At 59.0% G+C, this 24,136-nt stretch carries 15 protein-coding genes; 6 read left to right on the plus strand and 9 right to left on the minus strand.

Annotated elements, in window-relative coordinates:
• The first annotated feature begins 1 nt into the window (after position 1).
• Positions 2 to 1,126 (plus strand): alanine racemase, encoded by a 1,125-nt coding sequence (alr, locus tag EKL30_RS17765; protein WP_126708594.1) that lies wholly within the window; start codon positions 2 to 4, stop codon positions 1,124 to 1,126.
• On the opposite strand, the gene EKL30_RS17770 is transcribed toward alr, so the two are convergent.
• Positions 1,086 to 3,560 carry an MFS transporter gene (locus EKL30_RS17770; protein WP_126708595.1) on the minus strand — a complete coding sequence of 825 codons (2,475 nt, stop codon included), beginning with the start codon at positions 3,558 to 3,560 and terminating at the stop codon, positions 1,086 to 1,088. The genes alr and EKL30_RS17770 overlap by 41 nt on opposite strands.
• Before the next feature lie 176 nt (positions 3,561 to 3,736).
• Between EKL30_RS17770 and EKL30_RS17775 the strand changes: the two genes are divergently transcribed.
• Together EKL30_RS17775 and EKL30_RS17780 are read left to right on the plus strand one after the other, a co-directional pair.
• Positions 3,737 to 5,773, plus strand: coding sequence for a SpoIIE family protein phosphatase (locus tag EKL30_RS17775; RefSeq protein WP_126708596.1), 2,037 nt, complete (start codon positions 3,737 to 3,739; stop codon positions 5,771 to 5,773).
• Entirely contained in the window at positions 5,770 to 6,948 is a 1,179-nt protein-coding gene (locus EKL30_RS17780; protein ID WP_126708597.1) for an ABC transporter substrate binding protein, read from the plus strand. Before EKL30_RS17775 ends, EKL30_RS17780 begins: the two co-directional genes overlap by 4 nt.
• 6 nt (positions 6,949 to 6,954) lie before the next feature.
• On the opposite strand, the gene EKL30_RS17785 is transcribed toward EKL30_RS17780, so the two are convergent.
• Together EKL30_RS17785 and ilvA are read right to left on the minus strand one after the other, a co-directional pair.
• A complete protein-coding gene (locus EKL30_RS17785) occupies positions 6,955 to 8,502 on the minus strand; it encodes a hypothetical protein (protein ID WP_370246286.1) in 1,548 nt (515 codons plus the stop codon).
• A 21-nt stretch (positions 8,503 to 8,523) separates the two neighbouring features.
• Entirely contained in the window at positions 8,524 to 10,032 is a 1,509-nt protein-coding gene (ilvA, locus tag EKL30_RS17790; RefSeq protein ID WP_126708599.1) for a threonine ammonia-lyase, biosynthetic, read from the minus strand.
• 100 nt (positions 10,033 to 10,132) lie between these two features.
• Between ilvA and EKL30_RS17795 the strand changes: the two genes are divergently transcribed.
• A complete protein-coding gene (locus EKL30_RS17795) occupies positions 10,133 to 10,654 on the plus strand; it encodes a YqaA family protein (RefSeq protein WP_126708600.1) in 522 nt (173 codons plus the stop codon).
• 100 nt (positions 10,655 to 10,754) lie between these two features.
• Complete coding sequence (locus EKL30_RS17800) at positions 10,755 to 14,696, plus strand: DUF3683 domain-containing protein (RefSeq protein ID WP_126708601.1); 3,942 nt, start codon at positions 10,755 to 10,757, stop codon at positions 14,694 to 14,696.
• A gap of 405 nt (positions 14,697 to 15,101) precedes the next feature.
• Here EKL30_RS17800 and EKL30_RS17805 read toward each other — a convergent pair whose 3' ends face one another.
• Positions 15,102 to 15,968 (minus strand): DUF2971 domain-containing protein, encoded by an 867-nt coding sequence (locus EKL30_RS17805; protein WP_126708602.1) that lies wholly within the window; start codon positions 15,966 to 15,968, stop codon positions 15,102 to 15,104.
• 789 nt (positions 15,969 to 16,757) lie between these two features.
• Here EKL30_RS17805 and EKL30_RS17810 point away from each other — a divergent pair.
• Positions 16,758 to 17,450, plus strand: a complete 693-nt coding sequence (locus EKL30_RS17810) for a GntR family transcriptional regulator (protein WP_126708603.1) — start codon at positions 16,758 to 16,760, stop codon at positions 17,448 to 17,450.
• A 47-nt stretch (positions 17,451 to 17,497) separates the two neighbouring features.
• Here the strand turns inward: EKL30_RS17810 and EKL30_RS17815 are convergent, their stop codons facing one another.
• The 5 genes from EKL30_RS17815 to EKL30_RS17835 all read right to left on the minus strand — a co-directional run bounded on the left by EKL30_RS17815 (position 17,498) and on the right by EKL30_RS17835 (position 23,099).
• Complete coding sequence (locus tag EKL30_RS17815) at positions 17,498 to 18,481, minus strand: tripartite tricarboxylate transporter substrate binding protein (RefSeq protein ID WP_158618439.1); 984 nt, start codon at positions 18,479 to 18,481, stop codon at positions 17,498 to 17,500.
• A gap of 88 nt (positions 18,482 to 18,569) precedes the next feature.
• A complete protein-coding gene (locus EKL30_RS17820) occupies positions 18,570 to 19,943 on the minus strand; it encodes an acetyl/propionyl/methylcrotonyl-CoA carboxylase subunit alpha (protein WP_126708605.1) in 1,374 nt (457 codons plus the stop codon).
• A gap of 23 nt (positions 19,944 to 19,966) precedes the next feature.
• Entirely contained in the window at positions 19,967 to 21,583 is a 1,617-nt protein-coding gene (locus EKL30_RS17825) for an acyl-CoA carboxylase subunit beta (protein ID WP_126708606.1), read from the minus strand.
• On the minus strand, positions 21,580 to 21,801 hold the full coding sequence (locus EKL30_RS17830; protein ID WP_126708607.1) for an acetyl-CoA carboxylase biotin carboxyl carrier protein subunit: 222 nt from the start codon (positions 21,799 to 21,801) through the stop codon (positions 21,580 to 21,582). Before EKL30_RS17830 ends, EKL30_RS17825 begins: the two co-directional genes overlap by 4 nt.
• Positions 21,801 to 23,099: a CaiB/BaiF CoA-transferase family protein gene (locus EKL30_RS17835; protein WP_126708608.1), complete on the minus strand. Its 1,299-nt coding sequence runs from the start codon at positions 23,097 to 23,099 to the stop codon at positions 21,801 to 21,803. Before EKL30_RS17835 ends, EKL30_RS17830 begins: the two co-directional genes overlap by 1 nt.
• Between the last annotated feature and the right edge of the window lie 1,037 nt (positions 23,100 to 24,136).

The raw sequence follows: 24,136 nt of genomic DNA on the forward strand, positions 1-24,136 counted from the left end.
CATGACGGCACGCTACGTCCATGGCGCTTGCGCGCACATTGATCCGCTTGCCATAGCTCACAATCTGCGACGCTTGCGCGAATACGCAGGCAAGGGTGTAGGCGGAACTGGCCCTTCATTCTGGGCAGTGGTGAAAGCCGATGCTTATGGTCACGGATTGGATCATGCCTTGCCTGGCGTGCTGGCTGCCGATGGGTTGGCCATGACCAGCGTGGCTGATGCCTATCGCTGTCGCGCTCAGGGATGGACCAAACCCATACTTCTGATGGGCGACCGCCTGACAGCGGCAGATCTGAACGATCCTGTGCTTTACCCCCTCCATCTGGTGGTGCAGGACGCCTGGCAGCTGGAGCAACTGGAACGTTTCTCGGGTGCGTCAATCCCACACGTGTGGTTGCGCTTTGCAGGCAAGTTGAATCATGCGGGCTTCACTGCTTGCGACTACCCCGCAGCCTATGCGCGGCTGCACGCTTTATTCATCGCCGCTCGGGTCGCGGGCATTGGTCATCTGCAACACTACGCTCGGGCTGACGATGCAAAACAGCTCGCCCTCGAGCGCCATGCCTTTACCGAATTAACGGCGGGCCTGGCCGGCCACCACTGTACCGAGAACTCGGCGGCGCTTCTGGCCTCGCCAGCAATTGCGGCGCAAACGCAATGGCTGCGCACGGGTATCGCGCTTTATGGTGTCAGCCCTTTCTCCGGAAATTGCGCTTCGGCCTGGGGGCTCAAGCCCGCCATGTCCTTGCAGGCGCCCATTTTCGCACTGCAGGATGTACAGGCTGGCGAGCCTATTGGCTACGGCGGGGCTTTTCGAAGCGGCCGGCGCCTGCGCATAGGGCTGGTACGTTGCGGCTATGCCGATGGCTACCCACGTGCCGTGCGCGACGGCTGCCCGGTACTGGTGCGAGGCCGCAAAACGCGTATCGTTGGCCGCGTATCCATGGATACGCTGACGATAGATTTAACCGAATTACCCGAAGTCAGGCCCGGAGACCACGTCACCTTATGGGGAAGCGGCGCACTTCCGGTGGAAGAGATCGCCCTTGCGGCGGGCACCATTGCCGCCCAATTGCTGACTGGCCTTACTGCCCAGGTAGCGCGTCGGTCTGCGAGCGGCGGCTGAACCCTGGTGCCAGCAGCAGGAACGCCACGGTGGCAAGCAGGTAAATCGCGCCAGTAAGGACCAGACCACCTGATATGCCCATTGACGCAAAAAGGCCGCCGACCAATAACGGGCCCAGCATCTGCCCGAACTTGTCAGCGGCGCGCATCACACTGGTTGCACCAGCAGCCCCGTACCGTTGCACGTTGTCCAGCCCCAGCATATAAGCGGTCTGGGCGCCGCCTGCGAAACAGCTGGCAAGCGCCAGCATCACCACGGCCACGGCGGCCGCCAGGATACCGCTCGCAAAATAAAGGCTTAACATGCCGGCGCTACCGATCAGGCCGCCAGCAACAATCCATTGTTTTTTGCTGGTGCTTTGGTCGGCAAGCCTGCCCATATAAGGCCCCACGTAAATGACAAACAAGCCATACAGCATCAAGATGCGTCCAACGCTGGCTGCCGTGGCGCCGTGGGCCTCCAGATAAATAGGAAGCGCGTACGTCAACAAACCCACCTGCGCGATAGAAAAAGGTACCACGCAGCCCAGGAGCAACATGCCAAAGCCTCGTGAGAACAGCAGTCCGCGTAGTTCTGCCCAAGACGTTTGCGCTCCGACAGCTGGAGCTGAAGCCTTCCGCGAACCCGCGCCCGTCTGGCGATAAGGCCACATCAGTGTCAGTACGCCGATGGCCGGCAAGCACAACAAGCCAGCGGCGACCACAAAGACCGTCTCGAACCCCGACTGCTGCATCAGCATGGCACCCACGGCAGCACCCGATAAATGTCCAGCAAACAATCCGGCAATCACTGTGGCCATATTGCGGCCTCGATAAGCCGCTGGGCTGCGTGTCACGATAAAGCCCTGCAACCCCATCCACGTCAATCCATATCCCAAGCCTACGAGTCCGCGCGCCAGCGAGAAAGACATCAAGCTATCGGCCCCGGCACACGCAAGGTTTCCCAGCATCGATACCAGCAGACCCGCCAAGACAGGAGTTTGCCAGCCACGGCGGTCTGTCAGGCGCCCCGCCAACAGAGCGGTAAGCAATCCGCAGCCCATCTCCGCCGCGATGGGCACGGCCATCAAAAATTCAGCACCCGCTGCAGCGGCCCCCCCATGCAGCAAGGTTCGAGCGAAAATCGGCAAAAAGCTGAGCGGCAGCGCCAGCGCAAACAGGAAACCGAACATGACCGGCCTGACGATTTTGCCCATATCCGACTGATCGTCCAGGCCCAGCGGTTCTCCGGTTGAGGTTTGCTTGCGCACCGAAAAAGCCCTGTCCATCAGCAAGGTCAGCAATAATAAAAGTTCGATCGCGGCAACCAGCGCCACCACGGTCACCGTGCCGGCATCCATGACACGAGCGCGCACGCCCGCCGCGATGATGCTTTCATCAAGGACCAGAACCAGGCGGGCCAGTACAGGCCCCTCCGCCTTTGCGTGCAAGGGGAAGATCAATTCTTCTTGCCTGGGCGGCGGCGCGCCGGCTGGGTTTGCCAATAAGCCGTGCGCGTTAGCGCGAACCAATAGCCCGCCATGCGCATCGAGGATATGCAATTCCTTGACGACCGGGAAAGAGCTCGCCAGGCGTGCCATAGGCCGTTCGACACCCCGCAACTGCTCTGGCGCTATGCCGTACCCCAGCACCCGGTTCAGGTCGCGCTGCAAACCCTCGCCCAGCATCTGCGAATTATCCCGCGTTACGCCCACCCATACCTCGCGGAAGGTATGAATCGTGTGCATGGCATACACGCCTTGGGCAAGCAGTAGAACGAGCAGCGGCGCCACCATTCTGGCCTTGCCCGCAGTCGCGAGCGCCTGCAATGGCAATGCGAAACGAAAGATCAGCAGCAAAATTGCGGCAGCGCCCAGCGTCGTGACAAGCAGCATTTCAAGATTGCCCTTAAGTACGGCACGCTGCTGCATGGCCTGGGGCTGCACTTGAAGAATCAGGGCGCCGCTCACCGTGCTGCCGCGTTGCTCCAGTGGCACAGCAAATTGCAAACGGTTGCCATCGCGTCGCTGGGCCGTGCCGGACGACGGGCGTATACCCTCTTGCTGATCCTGACCGTCGCTTGCATGCAAGGTAGACAACAACGGTTTGGCGGTTGGCGGTTGGCCCCTGGATGCCAGAACCCGGCCATCGGCCAGCACAACGCTGGCACCGAGCAAATCCGGAACGGTGGTCTCCAACTCGCCCAGCAACCGGTCCAGGCCAAAAAATTGGCCCAGCGGCTTGCCTACATCGAGTCCCCTCTGGATCTGCGCCGACGTCTGCCGCGCCATCAATTCGACGCGGGCCGCCGTGTTATCGGCAATCAGACTATTCAGTGCCGACAGGCTGAGCGATCCGATCAACCCTTGGGCCAGTAGTAGCACCAGCAGGCATGCCAGCATAATGTCGCGCACCGGGCGGCGCCTGGATGCCGGCGTCATTATTTTCTTATTCATGTTGCGTGACAGTTGCGGATTACTAGGCCCGCCCTTTTATGAACGATAGCCGCAATAGTAATTTACAATTCCATGCAAATGTACGCTCCTTATGTTGCGTGGGCGAATCGACGACGGCTTGCCAAACCACCTGCGCCTTTCCGGGCACGACACCTGTTCAATAAAGCGTTCCCACTATGCGTTTGACCTCGCTGCGCAGCAAAATCTTCTTACTCGTCGGCATCACCCTCTTGGCGGGCGCGGCGGTCGTCATGCTGGTAACCCAGCGCGACGTGACCAGCACGGTAGTCGCCAGTGAAGAAGTCGCCGTACGCAACGTCTTGAACCTTCTGATGAAAGACAGCGAAGCCCGCTGGGGCAGCTTGCTTAGCGACAAAATTTCCACGGTTCGTAACGGCCGCGAACACCTGGTGCAGTTAGGCGCGACCTTGGAGTCGGTACTCAGTATGTATGCCCGCCAAGTCGAAAGCGGCACACTCAGCCAGTCGGCCGCGCAGGATCTGGCCCGCGACTGGATCGATCGTCAAGGGGTTCACAAGCAACGCTACAGCTTCGTATTCGACAGCAAGCTGACGGCGATAGCCAGCGCCAACCCCGATATGCGGGGCGTGAATCTGTCGAATATCAAGGATTTCAAGGGCAACGCGCTCGCCGCAACGGCCTACCAAGAGGCGCGCACCACGGGTCAGAGCTTTGGCATCTATCGCCTGGCCACGTCGGGCGACGCCGGCAAAGAAGAGCCGGGCAAAAGCCAACTGCGCTATGCCTATTTCGGCCACTTCGAACCCTGGGACTGGATTTTCGCCGTTACGGACGATGCGCAAGCGATCGTCACTCAGTTCGACTTGCGGCGCAAAGAGATGGAGGCATCCATCAGCGAAGTCATGAATTCCCTGCGCCTGGCAGAGTCGGGCTTCGCCTTCATCGTAAAGGCCGATGACACTTTGCTTTCCCCATTGCCCGCTGCCCAGACCGGACTACTTGACGCGCAGGACGCGACAAACGGAAAAACCTTGCGCCAGTTACTGGCCGCCGCCCCCGCCGACGGCCAAATCCTCTCGTTGCACTTTGATCCAGCGGGCGACCCGAAACCATGGCAGATCAGTGCAGCCCACTTCAAGCCGCTGGGCTGGACCATCATCGCCGCCGTGCCGGCCGAAGACTTGACGCGCGCGGCGACAGATCTGCGTAACCGTCTGGGCTGGGTGTTCTTGCTGGTGCTGCTCGCGTCGCTGGGCGTCGCCTGGGCGCTTTCAGTCCGCCTGACTCGGCCACTGCAACAGCTTAGCGACTTCGCACGCGCCTTGCCCGAACAAGACCTGAGCACCGCCAGCCCAATTCCCGAGCATATCAAGCGCTTGCCTGCCATGCAGCCAGACGAAGTCGGGCGCCTGGCTGCAACCTTTATATTCATGGACCAGCAGCTACGCGAGAAAATCGTGAGCCTGCTGCGCGAGACCTCCAGTCGCGAGCGCTTTGAAAGCGAGCTGAATATTGCGCGCGATATCCAGATGGGTTTGCTGCCTATCCCGCTGGCTTCAACAGTACTGGAAAAGATCGACCTGTACGCCACCATGATTCCCGCCAAGGAAGTCGGCGGCGACCTGTACGATTATTTCCTCCTGGCCGACGGCCGCCTTTGCTTTGCCATTGGCGATGTCTCCGACAAGGGCGTTCCTGCCGCCCTGTTCATGGCCGTCACCCGCACCCTGATCAGGGCGTCCGCCGAAGACGAAAGCGACCCCGCGCGACTCATGGAACGCGTCAATAACCGCCTGTCTGAAAACAATCCCAACGTCATGTTTGTGACCCTGGTGCTTGCGGTTCTGGACCTGGCCACCGGCGACCTGGAGTGGGCCAACGGTGGACACCCGCCCTTGTGCGTCGTCACAAGCCATGGCGAACTGCGACTGCTTGAAGGACGCAGCGGCCCTGCCTGCGGCGTACAAGACGGATTAACCTATCGCACATTCTCGACACGACTGGAACCCGGGGAAACTCTCCTGGGCTATACCGACGGCATCACCGAAGCGGTAGGGCCGGACGGCAGCCTTTATGAAGAACAACGATTATTCCGGCAACTCAAAGACGTGCACCATAGCGGCGCTAAGGAACTGGCTGACGGCGTCTTGCAAGACGTGCAGCAGTTCGTCCAGCAAACCGAGCAGTCTGACGACATCACCCTGATCGCCGTAAAAAGGTCTTCGCCATGATTCACATCCTTACGCTTGTACTTCTCATCGCGACAAGTCAGTTGCTCGCGCCCGCGTCGCAGGCCCAATCGACCGTCGCATCGGCCGCGGCCCACTCTCAGGTCTTCCCGACCACTCCGGTCAGCAAGCCCGATGGGACGCGCTGGCGCATTGCTTATGTAGAAAGCGGCGACTACGCCGACTACCCGCTGACGCTGGGCGAAATCGCCGATGGCCTGCAAAGCCTGGGATGGCTGCGCTTCGAAGGAAATCGACCGCAAAACCTGTCCGGCGCGGATTTATGGAAATGGCTGGCCAGCAATACCGATAGTCCGCATCTGCAATTCGTGGAAGACGCCTATTGGCAGCCGGGCAACTTCGACGCAGAAAAGCGCGAACCCATGCGGGCGGCCTACGCAAAACGCATCCAGCAACGAGCCGACATTGACCTGACCATCGCCATGGGCACCTGGGCCGGACAGGATATGCGCAGCCTCGGACCCCTGGTTCCCACGATAGTGGGCTCGACCAGCGACGCCATAGGCGCAGGAATTTCCGATAACGCCCAAGACAGTGGCCGCGATAATCTGCACGCGCGCATCGAACCTGAGCGCTACGAACGGCAATTGCGGCTATTCCACGAAATCGTGCCGTTTAAGACGCTGGGCATTGTGTACGAAGACAGTCAAGCCGGACGCACCTACGCGGCGGTTTCAGCGGTTGAACAGGTAAGCCGGGAACTGGACTTCAAGGTGGTGCACTGCCTGGCGCCATCCAGCAGCGTATCGACCGAAACAGCCATCGCAAACGCGTTGCATTGTTACCAGGACTTGGCCAGGCAGCATGTCGACGCCGTTTATGTCACCTCGCATCGCGGCGTCACGCGAAGTTCAATCGTCGCGATTGGCGACACGCTCGAACATGCCAAGATCCCCAGTTTTTCGATGGGTGGGTCCAAAGACGTCGAACAAGGCATCTTGTTGAGCCTGGCGCAGGCAGACGTCTCGTATGTCGGCCTGTTTCACGCTGAAACCATGGCCCGAATATTTCACGGTGCCAAACCGCGCCAGCTTAGTCAGCTTTGGATAGACCCGCCTAAAATCGCGCTTAATCTGGCTACGGCGCGCATCATAGGCTTTGACCCGCCCGTGGATATCTTGCTTGCCGCCGACGAAGTCTATGAGACCTCGCCATAATGGTCGTCAGATAAATAGACTCGGGTGCAGGGCAGCATGGTGGGGTAATAGGCGCTGCAAGCGGTCTTCGTATTGCGATACGCTGTTCCAGGTGTCAAGCAATCGGTCGGCAGCACTGCGTCCAGACTCCAAAACGTGGTCGGCGTAAGCCAAATGCTGCCTGGAATGCGCCGGCAAGCCGGCATGGGCAACCGCCAGTACATCTGAACATAGCGCTCGCACCCGGGCATCGGCCATGCCGTGCTGCATCGCCGCTTGACGCAACATTCCCAAGGTTTGCCAGCCCCAGTCTTGCACCAATTGCGTAGCCTCTTCCAGGTTGCCCAAAATGCCCAGTTGCAAGGCAGATGGACCTATCAGCACATGGCGCGCAACCGCGGCGCCTGCTTCACGAATCAGGCAGGCGTCGGCGAATCCCGCCCCCGCCGCCCGGCCCTCAATGTATCCGTCGACACCGCAAGCGGCAAAGAGCGACTCCAGCCCACCTTCTTCGCGCCACGCCGCGAGCAGCTCAGGCATGGCAGGCAGAGTATGCAGACGATAGCGCCATCGCGCATCCAGGAATTGCGCAATCTGCGAGTGCTCGAAATGCATGGCGTGCGGAATCAGCACCGCTTCCTGCCCATTATCGCTGCGACGTCCTGGCCAACGTGCAGCGTGCAAAACTTCTGTCAGGCTGGGGTCCCGATCCGGAATCACCGTGGGCGCCGACTTGTAGTCATAGCGATGGTCCAGCGGCAAGCTGCGCGTTACGGTACCGGGCTGGAACATCCACCGAAAATAATCCCCCAGATCGCGGAATGGCCGCGAGGGATATTCTGTTAATAACGCGTCACCGGCAAAACGAGCGGGCTTGAATACGCGCGGCCAGATGGTAAGGCGGTTTTCCTTCAGGCCTGTGGCTGACCCCGACTCCAGCGGGCTATTGCCAAATAAGGCAATACTGGCGGCGGCCAGGCCTAGCACCACATTAAGCGACTGCGCGGCATGTAAAACAGGCGCCGACGTATTGGGTCCGTTTTGCGCTTTGGCATCAATGCCTACCCAGTGATGCCAACCTCGATACGACACCAATTCCTGATAAATAGGACGCGGCACGCACACTCGCGCATACCAGTCGGGGTCGCGGGGACAATCCGGATGTTGCGCTACGTTCAGCACACACGCCTGCTCATGCTGCAAGGCGTCCAGCGTATCGGCAAGTTCCTGGTGCGCCTGCGCATCCAAGCGCTCCAGGCTCAAGGGGCCGGCATCGACTGGCGCGGTCGCAGTTTCGAGAAGATTGAAACCATTATCGAGTCCGCAATGGGCCGTCGGCGTCTCGATCCCCACGCACCGGCCTGACAGCCATTCGGCACGACAGGCATCGCCGCGGTCTTGTTTAACACGGCTTAAGGCGTCAAAGTAGGATTCGACCGGATGACTGACACCCGTCCCGGCATGCGCCACCACCATTTCCATTTCAAGGCCCAGACGAGCGCGATAAGCAAGGGCGGCGCAAGCGTCGTGGACGGCGAGCGTACTGTTGGCGGCGACATCGGCGACCTGACGCATATCGGTCACGCCGCCCTCGCCTTACAGGAACAACTGATAAGCCGGGTTTTCGGACTCGTTCCAGTACGGATAGCCCAGCCCGTCAAGAAAGGCTTTGAATGCTTTCTTGTCGGACGGCGGAACCTGTATGCCGACCAAGATGCGGCCGTAATCGTCGCCTTGGTTGCGGTAATGGAAAAGACTGATGTTCCAGTCCGGGCTCATGGCGCCCAGGAACTTGATCAGCGCGCCGGGGCGCTCGGGGAACTCAAACCTGAACAGCAATTCGTGTTCGGCCAGCGCTGAGCGGCCGCCGACCATATAACGCAAATGCGTCTTGGCCATTTCATTGCCGGTCAGGTCCAGCGTGGGAAAGCCTTTCTTCTTGAAACTGCTAGCAAGCTTATCGGGCTCTGCCGCAGAATTTATCTGCAAACCCACAAACACATGGGCCTGTTCCGGATCCGAAATACGATAGTTGAATTCAGTTACGCTGCGATTGCCTATCGCTTCACACAGGCGCAAGAAGCTGCCACGTTTCTCGGGCAACGTCAGCGCAAACAAGGCTTCGCGTGCTTCGCCGACGTCGGCGCGCTCGGCCACAAAACGCAGGCGGTCAAAATTCATGTTGGCGCCGCACGTAATGGCGACCAAGGTTTTGCCCTTCCATTTGTGTTCGGCGGCATAGCGCTTGGCACCCGCCAAGGCAAGGGCTCCGGCGGGCTCGAGCACACTGCGGGTATCCTGGAACACATCCTTTATGCCCGCGCAAATCGCGTCGGTGTCCACCAGCACGAAATCGTCGACATATTTTTTGGTAAGCCTAAAGGTTTCAACACCCACCTGCTTAACCGCCGTACCGTCCGAGAACAAGCCGACATCGTGCAAGGTGATACGCCTGCCCGCCTTGACGCTGCGCGCCATGGCGTCGGAATCCACCGTTTGCACACCAATAATTTTAATTTCCGGGCGCAACTGCTTTACATAGGCGGCAACGCCGGAGATCAGGCCGCCCCCACCAATTGCCACAAAAATGGCATCAATGGGACCCGTATGCTGACGCAAAATTTCCATGGCGACTGTGCCTTGCCCGGCGATCACGTCCGGATCATCGAATGGATGCACGAAAGTCAGCTTCTCTTTCTTTTCCAGTTCCCGGGCGTGTTCGGCGGCATCGGAAAAGCTATCGCCGAATAGCACGACCTCACTGCCCAGCAGACGCACCGCGTCGATTTTGACTTGCGGCGTGGTGACCGGCATGACGATGACGGCACGGCAGCCCAGCCGTTTGGCCGACAGCGCCACGCCCTGGGCATGGTTGCCAGCCGACGCGGCAATAACGCCGCGCTTCAGGTCGGCTTGGCTGAGGTTCGCCATTTTGTTATAGGCGCCGCGCAGCTTGAAACTGAAAACAGCCTGGGTATCTTCACGTTTGAGCAGCACCTTGTTATTAATTCGAGCCGAAATTTGCGGGGCAAAATCTAGAGGTGACTCGATAGCAACGTCGTATACCTTCGAATTGAGGATACGTTTCAGATAGTCTGCTGACATGGTTGAAGATAGGTAATAAAGGGTAATTGAGCAGAATACCATAGTGATAGTGCATAAAAGCGGCTCCCATCCGGCGATTTCAGCGATACACTAGCGCGCTATGGAAGCATGGATGCATTCGTCGATAGCCTGGTTACTTCTTACCTTGGCCTTGCCAAGCGTAGGCCTGAGCGCGATTTTCATCGTCAGCCTCGTGTCGGCGACCTTGCTACCGCTGGGGTCCGAACCGGCCGTATTCGGCTTCATAAAAATTGCCCCGCACATGTTCTGGGCCGCGATCCTGGTTGCAACACTCGGCAATACCACCGGCGGGGCGATCAGTTATGGCATGGGCCTCGGCGCTGAAAAAGCGTACGAGCATTGGCGCCTGAACCATCCGGAAAAGGTCTACAAGAAGGCTGGCGGGCGCTGGCACGACTACATCAGTTACTGGCTGCACCGCATCGGCCCTCCCGCCTTGTTCTTTTCCTGGGTCCCCGTCATAGGCGACCTGCTTTGCGCCGTGGCCGGTTGGCTGCGGCTACCGTTCTGGCCCAGCGTTGCCTACATGGCAATCGGCAAATTCCTGCGTTACGCCCTTATGACAGCCGCCCTGCTGTGGTTTTTTCCGGCCGCCCATTAGTCGAATTGAGCCATAAGTGGCGCCGCCTATAGGCCGATTGGATTAAACTCCACGTTCTCCCTTACACTATGTCTTTAAGGGCCCTCCTTTTTTCCACGACATGAACGCCCCCCTCGCCAGTCATTTGCTTGCCGCCAAGGCTCCCCTTGCCGCTACGCCTCGTTTGCGTGAAATTCCTTATAACTACACGTCTTACTCAGACCGCGAGATCGTTCTGCGCCTGCTGGGGCAAGAAGCGTGGCAAATGCTCTCCGAGCTGCGCGGCGAACGCCGCACAGGGCGCTCCGCGCGCATGCTATTCGAAGTGCTGGGCGATATCTGGGTGGTGCGACGCAACCCCTACCTGATGGACGACCTGCTCGACAACCCCAAACGTCAGCAGCTACTTATCCAGGCACTGAACCACCGATTGGGCGAAGTTGATAACCGGCGCGACACCAGCGTGGCGACCCGCGACAGCAAAGTCGCCCGCCTGCTGACTGCCGCCCGCTCTGCCGTTGCTGACTTCGAAAGCGAATTCGCCCGCACCCGCGACTTGCGCAAAAAGGTAATACGCACCCTGTCGCGCATCACCGCCAAAGACAACGTCAAGTTTGACGGGCTGTCGCGTGTATCGCATGTCACCGACGCAACCGACTGGCGCGTCGAATACCCCTTTGTCGTGCTCACCCCCGACACTGAAAACGAAATGGCTGCGCTGGTGCGCGCCTGTATCGAACTTGAACTGACCATCATCCCGCGCGGAGGCGGCACCGGCTATACGGGCGGTGCCATTCCGCTTACGTGGCGCTCGGCGGTCATCAATACCGAAAAGCTCGACAATCTGGGCGCCGTTGAAGTCAGCCAGCTGCCTGGCGTAAGCGAACCCGTGCGCACCGTGCACACCGGAGCCGGTGTTGTCACCCGCCGCATTGCCGAAGCCGCCGAGGACGCCGGTTACGTGTTTGCCGTCGACCCCACCTCAGCCGACGCCTCCTGTGCGGGCGGCAATGTCGCCATGAACGCCGGCGGCAAGAAAGCCGTTCTATGGGGCACGGCACTCGACAACCTGGCCAGCTGGCGCATGGTCGACCCACAGGGCAACTGGCTGGATGTCACTCGTCTGGATCACAACCTCGGCAAAATCCACGACGCGGCCGAAGCGCGCTTCCTGCTGGAATGGTCCGACGGCAAATCGCTGCCCGGTTCGTTGCCACTGCGCAGCGAAACACTGGTCATTGAAGGCTCACGGTTTCGCAAGGCGGGCCTGGGCAAAGACGTCACCGACAAATTCCTTTCCGGCTTGCCCGGCGTACAAAAAGAAGGCTGCGATGGCCTGATCACCTCGGCGCGATGGATTCTGCATCGCATGCCGGCGCACACCCGTACCGTCTGTATGGAATTCTTTGGCCAGGCACGTGATGCCGTGCCGTCCATCGTCGAAGTCAAAGACTACCTCGATGGCCCGGGGCGCGCGCGCGGCGCCTTGCTGGCAGGGCTTGAACACCTTGACGAGCGCTATTTGCGCGCCGTCGGCTACGCCACCAAAAGCAAACGCGGCGGCCTGCCCAAAATGGTCCTGATTGGCGACATCGTGGGCGATGACGCCGACGCAGTGGCCATCGCCGCAAGCGAAGTCGTACGCATCGCCAACACACGCCACGGCGAAGGCTTCGTGGCGGTAAGCGCTGAAGCCCGCAAAAAATTCTGGCTCGACCGCGCCCGCACCGCCGCCATTGCACGCCACACCAACGCCTTCAAGATCAATGAAGATGTCGTCATCCCATTGAACCGCATGGGCGAATACACCGACGCCATCGAACGCATCAATATCGAACTGTCCACACGCAACAAGCTGCGTTTGCTCGATCAGCTGGAAGCGTTCCTGCAAGGCGACCTGCCCATCGGCAAAATCCTGGACCATGAAGACGCGGACCACACCCGTGAAGAAGTTCTGGCCAGCCGTACCAAAGACGCCGTGCAAACCCTGCAGGCCGTGCGCCAACGCTGGTCATGGCTGTTGGAAAACCTGGATGCGCCGCTGGCCCAAAGCCTGGACGCGTTAAGCAGCTTGGGGCTCGATGAGCTAGGGCCTGTCCTTGCCCAGCGACTTGCCCGTCAAGCCGATGCCCGCGTGTTCGACGTCGTTCAGGACCATAGCATCCGCATTTCCTGGAAAACTGAAGTGCGCGCCCTGATGGAGCGCTACTTCGCCGGCGCAGACTGCGCCGCCGTTCTGGCCGAAATACAAGCCATTCACGATCGCGTCCTGAAAGGCCGTGTATTTGTGGCCCTGCACATGCACGCCGGCGACGGCAACGTCCATACCAATATCCCGGTCAACTCCGACGACTACGAAATGCTGCGCGAGGCCAACGAAGCCGTCGCACGCATCATGCAAATCGCGCGCAATCTCGATGGTGTGATCTCGGGCGAACACGGCATAGGCCTGACCAAATATGAATACCTGACCCAGGCCGAACTTCAGCCCTTCCAAGACTACAAAGAGCGCATCGATCCGCAAGGCCGATTCAACAAAGGCAAGCTGATGCCCGGCGCCGACCTGCGTCATGCCTGGACCCCCAGCTTCAATTTGCTGGGCCACGAATCGCTGATCATGCAGCGCAGCGAAATCGGCTCGATTTCCAACGCCATCAAAGACTGCCTGCGTTGCGGCAAATGCAAACCGGTATGCGCCACCCACGTGCCGCGCGCCAACCTGCTGTATTCGCCTCGCAACAAGATCCTTGCGACATCGTTGCTGATCGAAGCCTTCCTGTACGAAGAACAAACCCGGCGCGGCGTCAGCCTTAAGCACTGGGAAGAGTTCGAAGACGTCGCCGACCATTGCACCGTCTGCCACAAGTGCTACAACCCCTGTCCGGTGGACATCGACTTTGGCGACGTTTCCATGGAAATGCGCTCGCTGCTGCGCGGCATGGGCAAAAAATCGTTTAATCCCGGCACCACCGCGGCGATGTTCTTCCTTAACGCCAAAGACCCACGCGTTATCAAGGCGACTCGCACGGCCATGGTTGATGTTGGCTACAAAGTCCAGCGCCTGGCCCACGATTTCCTTGCCGCCCCGGCGAAGAAACAGGTCGCCGCGCCCCCAGCAACAGTGGGCAAAGCACCCATGCGCGAACAGGTCATCCACTTCATCAATAAGAAGATGCCTGGCGGCCTGCCCAAGCAAACCGCGCGCAAGCTGCTGGATATCGAAGACGCCAACTACGTCCCCATCATCCGCAACCCGACCGCCACCACGCCCGAATCCGAGGCCGTGTTCTACTTCCCCGGCTGCGGCTCGGAACGCCTGTTCTCGCAGGTCGGCCTGGCAACCCAAGCCATGCTGTGGCATGCCGGCGTGCAAACCGTTCTGCCCCCAGGCTATCTATGCTGCGGCTACCCGCAACGCGGCAACGGCATGACGGACAAGGCCGAGAAAATCATCACCGACAATCGGGTCCTGTTCCACCGTATGGCGACCACACTGAACTACCTGGATATCAAGACGGTGGTAGTCAGCTGCGGTACCTGCTACGACCAGCTTGCCGGCTACGAATTCGAAAAGATTTTCCCTGGATGCCGGTTGATCGATATCCACGAGTACCTGCTGGAAAAAGGCATCGAAATTCACGGGGTGCAAGGGGTACGTTACATGTATCACGACCCTTGCCACTCGCCGATGAAGCTGCAGGAGCCGATGAAGACGGTCAAGGCTCTGGTGGGCGATACGACGATCAAGGCCGACAAGTGTTGCGGTGAATCGGGCACGCTGGCGGTGTCCCGCCCCGACATTTCGACCCAGATCCGCTTCCGGAAGGAAGAAGAGCTCGCGAAGAATTCGACGGCGATCCGTGCCGATGGCTTTGACGGTGAAGTCAAGATACTGACGTCATGTCCTTCCTGCCTGCAGGGCCTATCCCGTTTCGAAGGCGACACGGCGATGGAGGCGGACTACATAGTTGTGGAGATGGCGCGACATATTCTAGGCGCCGATTGGATGCAGGACTACGTGCGAGATGCTAACGCGGGTGGGATCGAGCGCGTACTCGTGTAAGGAGTGTTCACCCAGGCATAGGGGCTTGCCTTTATGCCTGGTGGGTCCCTTAACCGCTTTCTGGGTTCTTAACCGGTGTCTATGCTTGGCGCCGGGGCTAGCTCAACGCGTTTGCGGTCCCGATACCGGGACTCCCCGGTCCCAGGCCCCAGCCCGGGCGACCGCGAACTCGCAGCGCAGACAGTCCACTGGACTGTCTGCAAGCGTGCTGCTCACACAGCGCGGTCTTGTCTCCCGGCCTGGAACCTGTGCCCGGCGCACGCTTACTTCGCCTGCCCCGGCGCCAAGCACAGACACCTCCATTTAAGACTCATGCCACGGCATAAACCCGTTCTCACGCCGATCGTCAGAACGCCCAACAAACCGAGGCAGAAAACTGCATATGGCTGAGCCGGCCGTTTCATCCTAGACGGGAATCAGCCGAAACTCCATCGGGGTTGCAGTTGCGTTTAGCGCGCCGTGGCTGAATTGCCAATATACATGTTCGACTGCCGGATAATTAGTGTACAGCTGCTGCATGATCGGACCCCACTCGCCACCGTCGGTACGAACGTAGTGTACGCACTTCAACACCTCGGCAAGTAGCGGGATAGCTCCAAATTTTGGCGCCAGCAGACGTACTTCGTTCTCATGTGCCCAGTCTGTATGCTTGGTGGATACTGCTCGCGCCGCGGTTGCAATACCCCATTTTCGTCGCGCATTTTCCTCTAGGGAAAGTTGACGCAGTTCATCCAAGGTAGCGCCCGGATGCTCCTCTGCAAGTTCAAGAAAGGCTTTTCTCCAATCGTGCGCACGATTGTGTAGACGAGGCTGTCCGCTATAAAGCACATCAACCGGCCATAATTGGTATTTATCCATTAACTCATGGGTCCAAGCCAGCTCAAAGCACACGCCTCGCCCATTCTCCGCGTAATAGGCCCACATGGCTTGGTGGTCAGGACGGCGGGCAGCTGAAAAAACTCCCATTCCATCACAGAACGTACGAAGCCGCTGGTTCTCAGTTGCATTAGCCTGGCTCATTTCTGGGAGCACATCTGGGTCATAAAACAAAGCTGAACCGCCGCGCCGCTGACTAATTTCTGACATAGTCTGTCCGAACACGCGTTGGAACTCCTCTGGTTCAGCGTAATCGAACTTGGCCTCTAGGGTGTCATTCAACGAATCCGGTCTGGCGAAATATAGAGAACCCTCTTCTAAACAGCGTAAGGCTGCCTCCCCACTTCGGTATTTGAAGCACGTCAACGGTTCTATTGCAACGTCCAGCGAATTCATTATTCAGTAATCTCTTATATTGCACAGAACGAACGTTAGTATGAGCGAGGCCGTAGAACGCCCTGCGCCTATCCAATTTCTGAAGTCTAGCAGCGTGGCAGCTTTAACTTATTTCATCGTACCAAGTGGCCACCGCTTCGCATCGAGATTTTTCACCTAAAAGAAATTGCGAGGCGAAATTGCTTTATGTCCTCTTGGCATCGCCAGGGCCGAGGCAAAGCTCAAGCGTGCAGAGAGCTGCGCCGCCTACAATGTCCTCCGCATGCACTGACGGCGCCGCGACTCACCGAACATGCCGCGGCATACCCGGTCCTCACGCAGATTACCGAGCCGTCCAATGATTATTGCCCCCAGGTGCAGCGGGTTTGCGGGGGCTGGGCGAAAGGTTGAGCAAGCCGGCCGCGCCGTTGGCATCGGGGAAAAAAGGGCGAAGCTGTTTGAGTGGGCGCTTGTCAACAGTCCTGTGGACTGTTGACCCCACGAGTTCCTCGCCCGCCCCGAGGACAATGGCGCGGCCGGGAAGCCCGGCGTAGCGCGGGCCGCAGCGAGCTTGAGCCCAGCCCCCGCAAACCCTCTGCACCGGCGCAAAGACGCAAAACCGATGTAGAAAGACGACCTCGCAAACAAGCAAAGCCTATGCAGAAAAGACCACTTCCCATAGCGGCAATACCGACGGCAGAAACCCAAACCGTTGCAAGAACGACAACGAAGTGAAACTTCCTTTACCACATAGCGGCATATTTGTATACAATATTGTATATAAAACTGTTGTTATCCTGAAGGAAGTATATGGCAGAAACCAAAACCGGCGCGCCAGTCAAAGTCCGCAGCAACGCTTCTAACGTCAGCATGGAAGACATAGTCGAAGTTCTTCGCACCCGCATCGTCAACCAAGAACTCCCGCCCGGCTTCAAACTCAGCGAAGCCATGCTCACCGACGAATTCAAAGTATCCAGGCCCCGCATCCGCGAGGCCTTCGGTGTGCTCGAAGACCGTGGGCTAATCGAACGCATCCCCAACCGCGGCGCAGTCGTCAGCCGCCTCGAAGAAAAAGAAATACTCTCGCTTTTCGAAGTGCGAGAAGTCCTCGAGGCACTCGCCGTACGGCTCGCCACCGAGAAAGCACAGCCTGGCGCATGGGACGAGCTATCCAAGAATTTTGGACATCCGGCAAAACACGCGATCGAAGCGGGAAACCTGGACTTCTATGTCGAATGCGTGAACTCATTCCGCGAAACAGCCATTGCCGCGGCAGACAACGCCGTGCTGGCTGCCCAAATGGAAAGCCTGTTCGACCGCACCCGAGTGTTGATCCGGCGCCTGGTACTCGTTCCCGGCCGTGCCGAAGCCGGCAGACAGCAGCATCAGGAAATCCTGCAAGCCATGGTGGCCGGCGACGCCGAACAGGCAGAGCGTCTTAAACGCAATAATATTCGGAGCTCACGAGAAACGTTTATCCACTACCGTAGCTTCCTGATTTGAACGGCGCAAAAAAAACAGACCGCTGCGCCGCTCGCCGCCGGTAATCTTCATTGCGGTTTAATGCCAGCGCCAGCCGCAACACGCTTCCACAATGCAACTTCCTCTTCCAACGTCTTCTTGAAGTCTTCCGCACTACCTTCCTGAAGCGTCAGGCCGCCGGCCTGTGTTAGCCGCTCGCGAATCGCCGGATCCTTCAAGACCAGGTTGATTTCTTTATTGAGTTTTTCGACCAAGCCAGCGGGCAGACCGGCAGGCGCCATCACTCCGAAAAACAGGCTGCGGTCGTATTCAGGTATGCCGGCCTCGCTAAAGGTGGGCACGTTCGGAATGAGCGGTGAACGCTTCTTGCCGGAGATAGCCAGGCCTTTGGCCCGATTCGACGTGATAACCGGCGCCGCAAGCAGAATGGTTTCTATCATTGCATCGATTTGGTTTCCCAGCAGTGCAGCGCTCGCCTGGCCGTTTCCCTTATAGGGAATATGCACCAACTTTGTCCCGGTAGCGCTAGAAAGAGCCTCCATCGCCATATGCGTCGACCCGCCGATCCCAGAGCTACCGAAGTTCACGATGCCAGGATTTTTCTTTGCGTAGGCAATGAATTCTTGCGCCGTATTAACGGGCAGTTTGCTTGAAGCCATAAGCACGGTGGGCAGGTAGCCGATCAAGGCAATGGGCTGCAACTTGTCGATCACGTCGCCCGCGCTCAGGTACACAGCCGGATTCACGGCGATGGCGCTCGATACAGTAAGAAGGGTGTAGCCGTCCCGAGGGGCCCTTGCGGTATCCTGGGCCGCAATAGAGCCGCCCGCCCCGACCTTGTTCTCGACAACGACTGGTTGATTCAACCGTTTAGCTAAGCCTTCGGCGATGACGCGTCCGACTATGTCGGTGGCGCTGCCGGCCGAGAAGCCGATATACATCTTGATCGGCTTGGAGGGGTAGTCCGCGGTCGCATCGGCGGCCACCGCGCCGCTTGCGCCCATCACCGACAGGCTGATAGCGAGCGCCAGCTTACTTAGATTCTTGAACATTTTTGTCTCCATGATCTATAAATTTTGCGTTTTGTACTTCGTCGGACGCCAGCTTGAAGAGCCGTTCATCGCGCCTGACGCTGAACGCTTAGTTTGCCGCCAGCGCCTTGCGCTTCATAAAGTACTGATCGACGTAGCCGGTCGTGACATCGGCCGCTTGGAAGCGCGCATCTTTCATTACCTCCGCAAGGAAATTTGCATTGGTCCCGGGACCTTCGACCACCAGACCCTCGAACGCAGCGATCAAACGCTCGATCGCCTGCTGGCGAACTTGGCCGTGGGCGATAAGCTTGGCGATCATTGGGTCGTAGAAGCTTGTAATGCGGTCTCCTACCCGCACCCCTGAATCGATGCGCAACGATGCATCGGTTTCCGGCCAATTCAGCGCGGTGATGAGACCCGGCGAAGGCAAGAAGTTTTTCTCCGGCCTTTCTGCGTACAAACGGCACTCGACGGCATGCCCCTTGATGGTGATGTCATCCTGAGAAATCTTGTCGAGTCTGCCAAGCGCATGCAAGAGCTGCCAGGCGACGATATCGATACCAGTGACCATCTCGGTGGTCGGATGCTCGACCTGGATGCGAGTGTTCATTTCGAGAAAGTAGGCGGTCTCGCGGTCGCGGTCGTAGATGAATTCAACCGTGCCCGCGCCACTGTACTTTTGCGTGCACGCAAGCGAGACGGCGGCGCGATGCAGTTCGGAACGCACCGCGTCGGGCAGCTCGGGGGCCGGCGCTTCTTCGATAATTTTTTGAAAGCGTCGCTGCACGGAGCATTCCCGGTCGTGCAAATGGATGGCGGTGCCGTCGCCGAATCCAAACACCTGGACTTCGATGTGCCGCGCATGGGGTACGAAGCGTTCCAAATATACGCCTGCGTCGCCAAAGGCCTTGCCTGCCATAGACTGCGTAGATCTCACCACAGCGTCAAGAACGTCAGGGCTATCTACCTGTCGCATGCCAATACCGCCTCCGCCGGCGGCCGCCTTGACCAGCAACGGAAAGCCGACTTCCTCGCCGGCCTCGGCCAAACTGTCCATCGCGTCGGGATAAAAGCGGGTGCTTCCCGGCAGTACCGGCACGCCGGCGGCCTTGGCAATGGCGCGAGCGCGCTCCTTGTCACCCATATCGATAATATTCTGGGGCGAAGGCCCCACCCAAACCATCCCGGCTTGCATGACCGCCGAGGCAAACTCGGCGTTTTCCGACAGGAAACCATAGCCAGGATGCACCGCGGTGGCCCCGCAACGGCGTGCGGCCTCCAGGATGGCGTCTACTTTAAGGTAGCTTTCGCGCGCCGCCGCCGGGCCAATGGCGACGGATTCATCGGCCAGCTCCACATGTCGCGCACTGCTGTCAGCCTCGGAGTAAACCGCGACGGTTTGTATCCCCAAGCGCTTACAGCTTTGAATGATGCGACACGCAATTTCGCCTCGGTTAGCGATCAGTAATTTATCTGCCATGTTGATATCCTTGCAAGAAACGCTCAGGGCTGCACGCCATAACGCGCTTTGCGACCGACGTCGGAGCGCAGCCTTTTTTCTGCCAATTCGATAAACTCGCACAGCACGGGACGCGTCTCACGTGGGTCGATTATTTCTTCGACGGCGAACGCTTCCGCGGTCCTGAACGGGGACGCATAGGGTTTGAACTCGGCCTCGATCTCCTTTTCGCGCGCGGCAGGATCGGGCGCCGCCATGATGTCTTTACGGAAAGCCGCGGCCACCCCTCCTTCAACCGGCAGGGAACCCCACTCGGCCGAAGGCCAGGCCAGCTTGAGGTCGACGTCGTTTTTGTTGCAAGTGGCCATGCCCGCCATACCGTAGCACTTGCGAATCACCAGGGTGATGGTCGGTATACGCAGCTGACCGGCAACATAAACCGCGCGCATACCTTCGCGCAGGGTGCCTTCTTGCTCGGCTTTCAATCCGACCATGAAACCTGGTACATCCACGAAGAACACCAGTGGAATGTGGAAGGTGTCGCACAATTCCATGAAATGAATCTGCTTGCGTGCCGAGTGCACGTCCATGGCGCCGCCGTAGACCATGGGATTATTGGCGATGAACCCCACCGGGCGCCCGTTCAATCGGGCCAGCATGGTGATCACCGACTTACCGTAACTCGGCTGGATCTCGAAGCTGGACTCCTCGTCACACACCATCCGCACCAGACGGTGCATGTTGTAGGCCTGGGTGCGTTTCTCGGGCACGATGGACGCCAAGCGCTCGTCCATGCGGTCGACCGGATCGTTGCACTCGGTGACGGGCGGCAATTCCCATACATTACTGGGCATAAAGCTTAGAAAACGTCGAATCTGCTCAAGCGCTTCATCTTCGGAATCCGCTGCGTTATGGATGGTGCCGCCTATATCGACGGCCACCTTGGTGCCGCCCAGATCATTTTTGTCTATGGTTTGGCCCAATGACCGTTTCACTACCGGAGGGCCGGCAGCGAAAATCTGGCTAGTGCCCCGCACCATGACCGAGAAGTGCGACAGAATTGCGCGCCCGGCCGGTCCCCCTGCGGCAGTTCCCAGCACAGCCGACGCGACCGGGACTTCGCCAAGCAGCTGCACCGATTGCTCGAAACCATGTACGCCCGGAAACACGCTATGGCCGCGCCGCTTCAGCGACGTGACACTGCCACCGGCGCCGTCGATCAAATTTACCAGCGGGATGCGGTAGTGATGCGCCAAATCTTCAATGAAGCCACCCTGGCCACCTTTGCGACGAGCGCTGCCAAAGGTCGTTCCGCCCCGGACAGTGAAGTCTTCGCCCCCAATCGCGACGGCGCGGCCATCGATCTTGGCCAGCCCGGCGACATAGGGAGCCGGCGTGACCGAGACCAGGCGTTTGCTTTCGTCATAGGTGCCTGTGCCGGCCAAGGTGCCGACCTCGCGGAAACTGCTTGCATCAACCAGTTTTTCGATGCGCTCGCGAACGGTAAGCCGGCCAGCGTGGTGCTGACGTTCGATGGCAGCATGGCCACCCATCTTCATTGACTCCGCGCGGCGGAACTTGAGTTCGGCAAACTTTTCGTCTGGCGTGGGCGCTTGCGACCCCAAGGAAGGCGCCGCTACCGATTCATGGGAATATTTCATGCTTCTACCCTACCTAACACTTGATCTTCATCGACACTGTTACCCGGCTCTACGCTCAACGATGTCAGCACACCCGACTCGGGGGCTTCGACGGGGATCTCCATCTTCATGGATTCCAATATCATGATGACGTCGCCTTCGCTGACGGTATCGCCCACGGCCCGCTCGATCTTCCAGACGGTTCCCGTGACGGGCGAAATAATTTCGATTTGTGGCATTACTGCGTCTCCTTGACTGCCTGCCGAATGGCGGCGTAGCCTTGTTGGGACTCGACCTGTTCGGTTTCGTCTGCTCTGTAAATAATTTCTTGCGCTGCCAGGGCGTCGAGCGTTTCAGGCGTCAGTCCCAGCAGCTCGGCCAAGACCGAATCGGTGTCCTGACCGATGTCGCGCCCGGCCCAGCGAACCGCTCCTGGCGTACTCGACATTCGCGGCACAACGTTCGCCATGGCCACCGGCCCAAGCTCGGGATCCTCGGGCGTGACAATCATGTTGCGGGCCTGATAGTGAGGATCCGCAAAGATGTCCTCCATATTGAAAATTCGCGAAGCCGGCACACCGGCCTCGCCAAGAAGCCGTTCCAGTTCCTCAAGCGTGCGCGCCGAGGTCCATTCGCTGACAATGGCTTCCGTCGCGTCTTCATTCTGTGCGCGCGCAGTCGGCGAGGCGTAGCGCGGGTCGTCCAGCAGTTCGGTCATGCCCATGACCGCGACCAAACGCTTGAAAATGCTCTGGGAACCGGCCGTAATATGGATGTAGCGCCCATCCGACGTCGGGAACAAGGTGTTCGGCGTGTGACCCGGCAGGCGCGATCCACAACGCCGGGCAATCAAGCCCAACTGTTGAAAGGCCGGGATGTGTGGCTCCATAAAGCTGAATGCGGCCTCGTAGAGCGCAGAATCAATGACCTGCCCGCGGCCCGTACGCTGGCGCTCTAATACGGCCATCACTGCACCGAAGGCACCATACAAACCGGTGATGTAATCCGTCATGGATACCGCGACCCGCGCCGGCGGACGATCCGGATCACCCGTGACCTCGCGCACCCCGCTGAAGGCCTCACACACCACGCCATAGCCCGGACGCTGGCTGTAAGGACCATCTTGTCCATAACCGCTGATACGCACGAGAATCAAGCCAGGGTTCCCCGCCGATAGCGTTTCATAACCCATGCCCCAGCGTTCCAGCGTGCCAGGCTTGAAGTTCTCGATAACAATATCCGCCTTCTCGCACAACTTGCGAACTATCTCGCGGCCTTTCTCCTGATGCAGGTCCACCGAGATGATCTTCTTGTTGCGCAGTATCGAAGCCCCATACAGCGAGCGGCCGTCTTTCTGGTTACCCATATAACGGACGGCATCGCCCTGCTTTTGTTCGACCTTGATCACCTCAGCCCCGAAGTCAGCCATCAGCCGCGCACAAAACGGCCCCGCCACCGTCGACCCCAGCTCAATCACCCGATAGCCCGACAACGGCCCGTTGCGCCCTTCGCCGCTATCGCTTCCTTGCTTATTCATGTCTCTGTTCCACCCGCGTGACAGTCACAATTAACTTTGCGTCTTTTCGCTGAGTCTACAATCACCGAACAAATAGTGTCAACGAAACTGTATACATTTTTGCTATTAAGTTGTGACAAACTTTTATTTGGGAGAAAGAGGACGGAACGGGCGCCAAACGTGGCGCCGCGATGGGCGTCAAAGCGCTGCCACGCTTCGCGTTGAAGCGCCCGGCGTATCCATCAGGCAGGGATAGCGTTAAACGAGGCGAACGAGCTGTCCAACGATGCACCGGACACGGTGTCGTCAATGAAAGAAAGATTACTTAAGATGCCGCGACAGAAAGCGTCGCCGCTGAGGTGCGGGAGAGCAAAGGGAAGACGAGAGCGAGAACCGTAGATATCTCGCGATATGCCTTCTGAGTCCTTAACCGGTACCTATGCTTGGCGCCGGGGCTGCTCAAGGCGTTTGCGGTCTCGTTGCCGGGGCTCCCAGGTCCAAGATCCCAGCCCTGGCGACCGCTTAGTTCGCCTGCCCCGAAGCACTGACACTGGATTCGAGATTCACGCCGCGGCATCATCCCGTCCGAGGGCTGACAAGTGAGTTCGACCCATAATCCTGGCCACAAGATGGAGACGCGTGCCCGACCACACTGGCTAGGGCAAGCCCAGACGCCGCCGAGCCTCCCCCACCCTGCCACTGGATCCCCGGCCCTCACGCCGATGACCGGGTTCGTCCAATGATCATTGCCCCCAGGTGCAGAGGGTCCGCGGGGGCTGGGCGAAAGGTTGAGCAAGCCGGGCGGGCCGTTGGCATCGGGGAAAAAAGGGCGAAGCTGTCTGAGTGGGGCGCTTGTCAACAGTCCCTTGGGCTGTTGACCCCACGAGTTCTTCGCCCGCCCCGAGGACAACGGAACGGCCGGGTAGCCCGGCGAAGCACGGAGAGTGTCGGAAATTTTGTGTTCGGGTCTATGATTGTCTTAAAGGAGACAAGCCATGGCACGAGACCAGAAGAAAGAACCGATAGGGGTCCCTAAGGGCAAGCTGCCCGCGAGCGCC

Origin of the sequence: Candidimonas sp. SYP-B2681 (assembly GCF_003971065.1) — a bacterium.
Taxonomy (GTDB): Bacteria; Pseudomonadota; Gammaproteobacteria; order Burkholderiales; family Burkholderiaceae_B; genus Pollutimonas.

Excerpts from the sequence above, each read along its gene's own strand:
- EKL30_RS17820 (WP_126708605.1), bottom strand. The coding sequence starts at position 19,943 with ATGGCAGATAAATTACTGATCGCTAACCGAGGCGAAATTGCGTGTCGC.
- EKL30_RS17815 (WP_158618439.1), bottom strand. The coding sequence starts at position 18,481 with ATGTTCAAGAATCTAAGTAAGCTGGCGCTCGCTATCAGCCTGTCGGTG.
- ilvA (WP_126708599.1), bottom strand. The coding sequence starts at position 10,032 with ATGTCAGCAGACTATCTGAAACGTATCCTCAATTCGAAGGTATACGAC.
- EKL30_RS17775 (WP_126708596.1), top strand. The coding sequence starts at position 3,737 with ATGCGTTTGACCTCGCTGCGCAGCAAAATCTTCTTACTCGTCGGCATC.
- EKL30_RS17835 (WP_126708608.1), bottom strand. The coding sequence starts at position 23,099 with ATGAATAAGCAAGGAAGCGATAGCGGCGAAGGGCGCAACGGGCCGTTG.
- EKL30_RS17830 (WP_126708607.1), bottom strand. The coding sequence starts at position 21,801 with ATGCCACAAATCGAAATTATTTCGCCCGTCACGGGAACCGTCTGGAAG.
- EKL30_RS17800 (WP_126708601.1), top strand. The coding sequence starts at position 10,755 with ATGAACGCCCCCCTCGCCAGTCATTTGCTTGCCGCCAAGGCTCCCCTT.
- EKL30_RS17785 (WP_370246286.1), bottom strand. The coding sequence starts at position 8,502 with ATGCGTCAGGTCGCCGATGTCGCCGCCAACAGTACGCTCGCCGTCCAC.
- alr (WP_126708594.1), top strand. The coding sequence starts at position 2 with ATGACGGCACGCTACGTCCATGGCGCTTGCGCGCACATTGATCCGCTT.
- EKL30_RS17825 (WP_126708606.1), bottom strand. The coding sequence starts at position 21,583 with ATGAAATATTCCCATGAATCGGTAGCGGCGCCTTCCTTGGGGTCGCAA.
- EKL30_RS17795 (WP_126708600.1), top strand. The coding sequence starts at position 10,133 with ATGGAAGCATGGATGCATTCGTCGATAGCCTGGTTACTTCTTACCTTG.
- EKL30_RS17805 (WP_126708602.1), bottom strand. The coding sequence starts at position 15,968 with ATGAATTCGCTGGACGTTGCAATAGAACCGTTGACGTGCTTCAAATAC.
- EKL30_RS17770 (WP_126708595.1), bottom strand. The coding sequence starts at position 3,560 with ATGAATAAGAAAATAATGACGCCGGCATCCAGGCGCCGCCCGGTGCGC.
- EKL30_RS17780 (WP_126708597.1), top strand. The coding sequence starts at position 5,770 with ATGATTCACATCCTTACGCTTGTACTTCTCATCGCGACAAGTCAGTTG.
- EKL30_RS17810 (WP_126708603.1), top strand. The coding sequence starts at position 16,758 with ATGGCAGAAACCAAAACCGGCGCGCCAGTCAAAGTCCGCAGCAACGCT.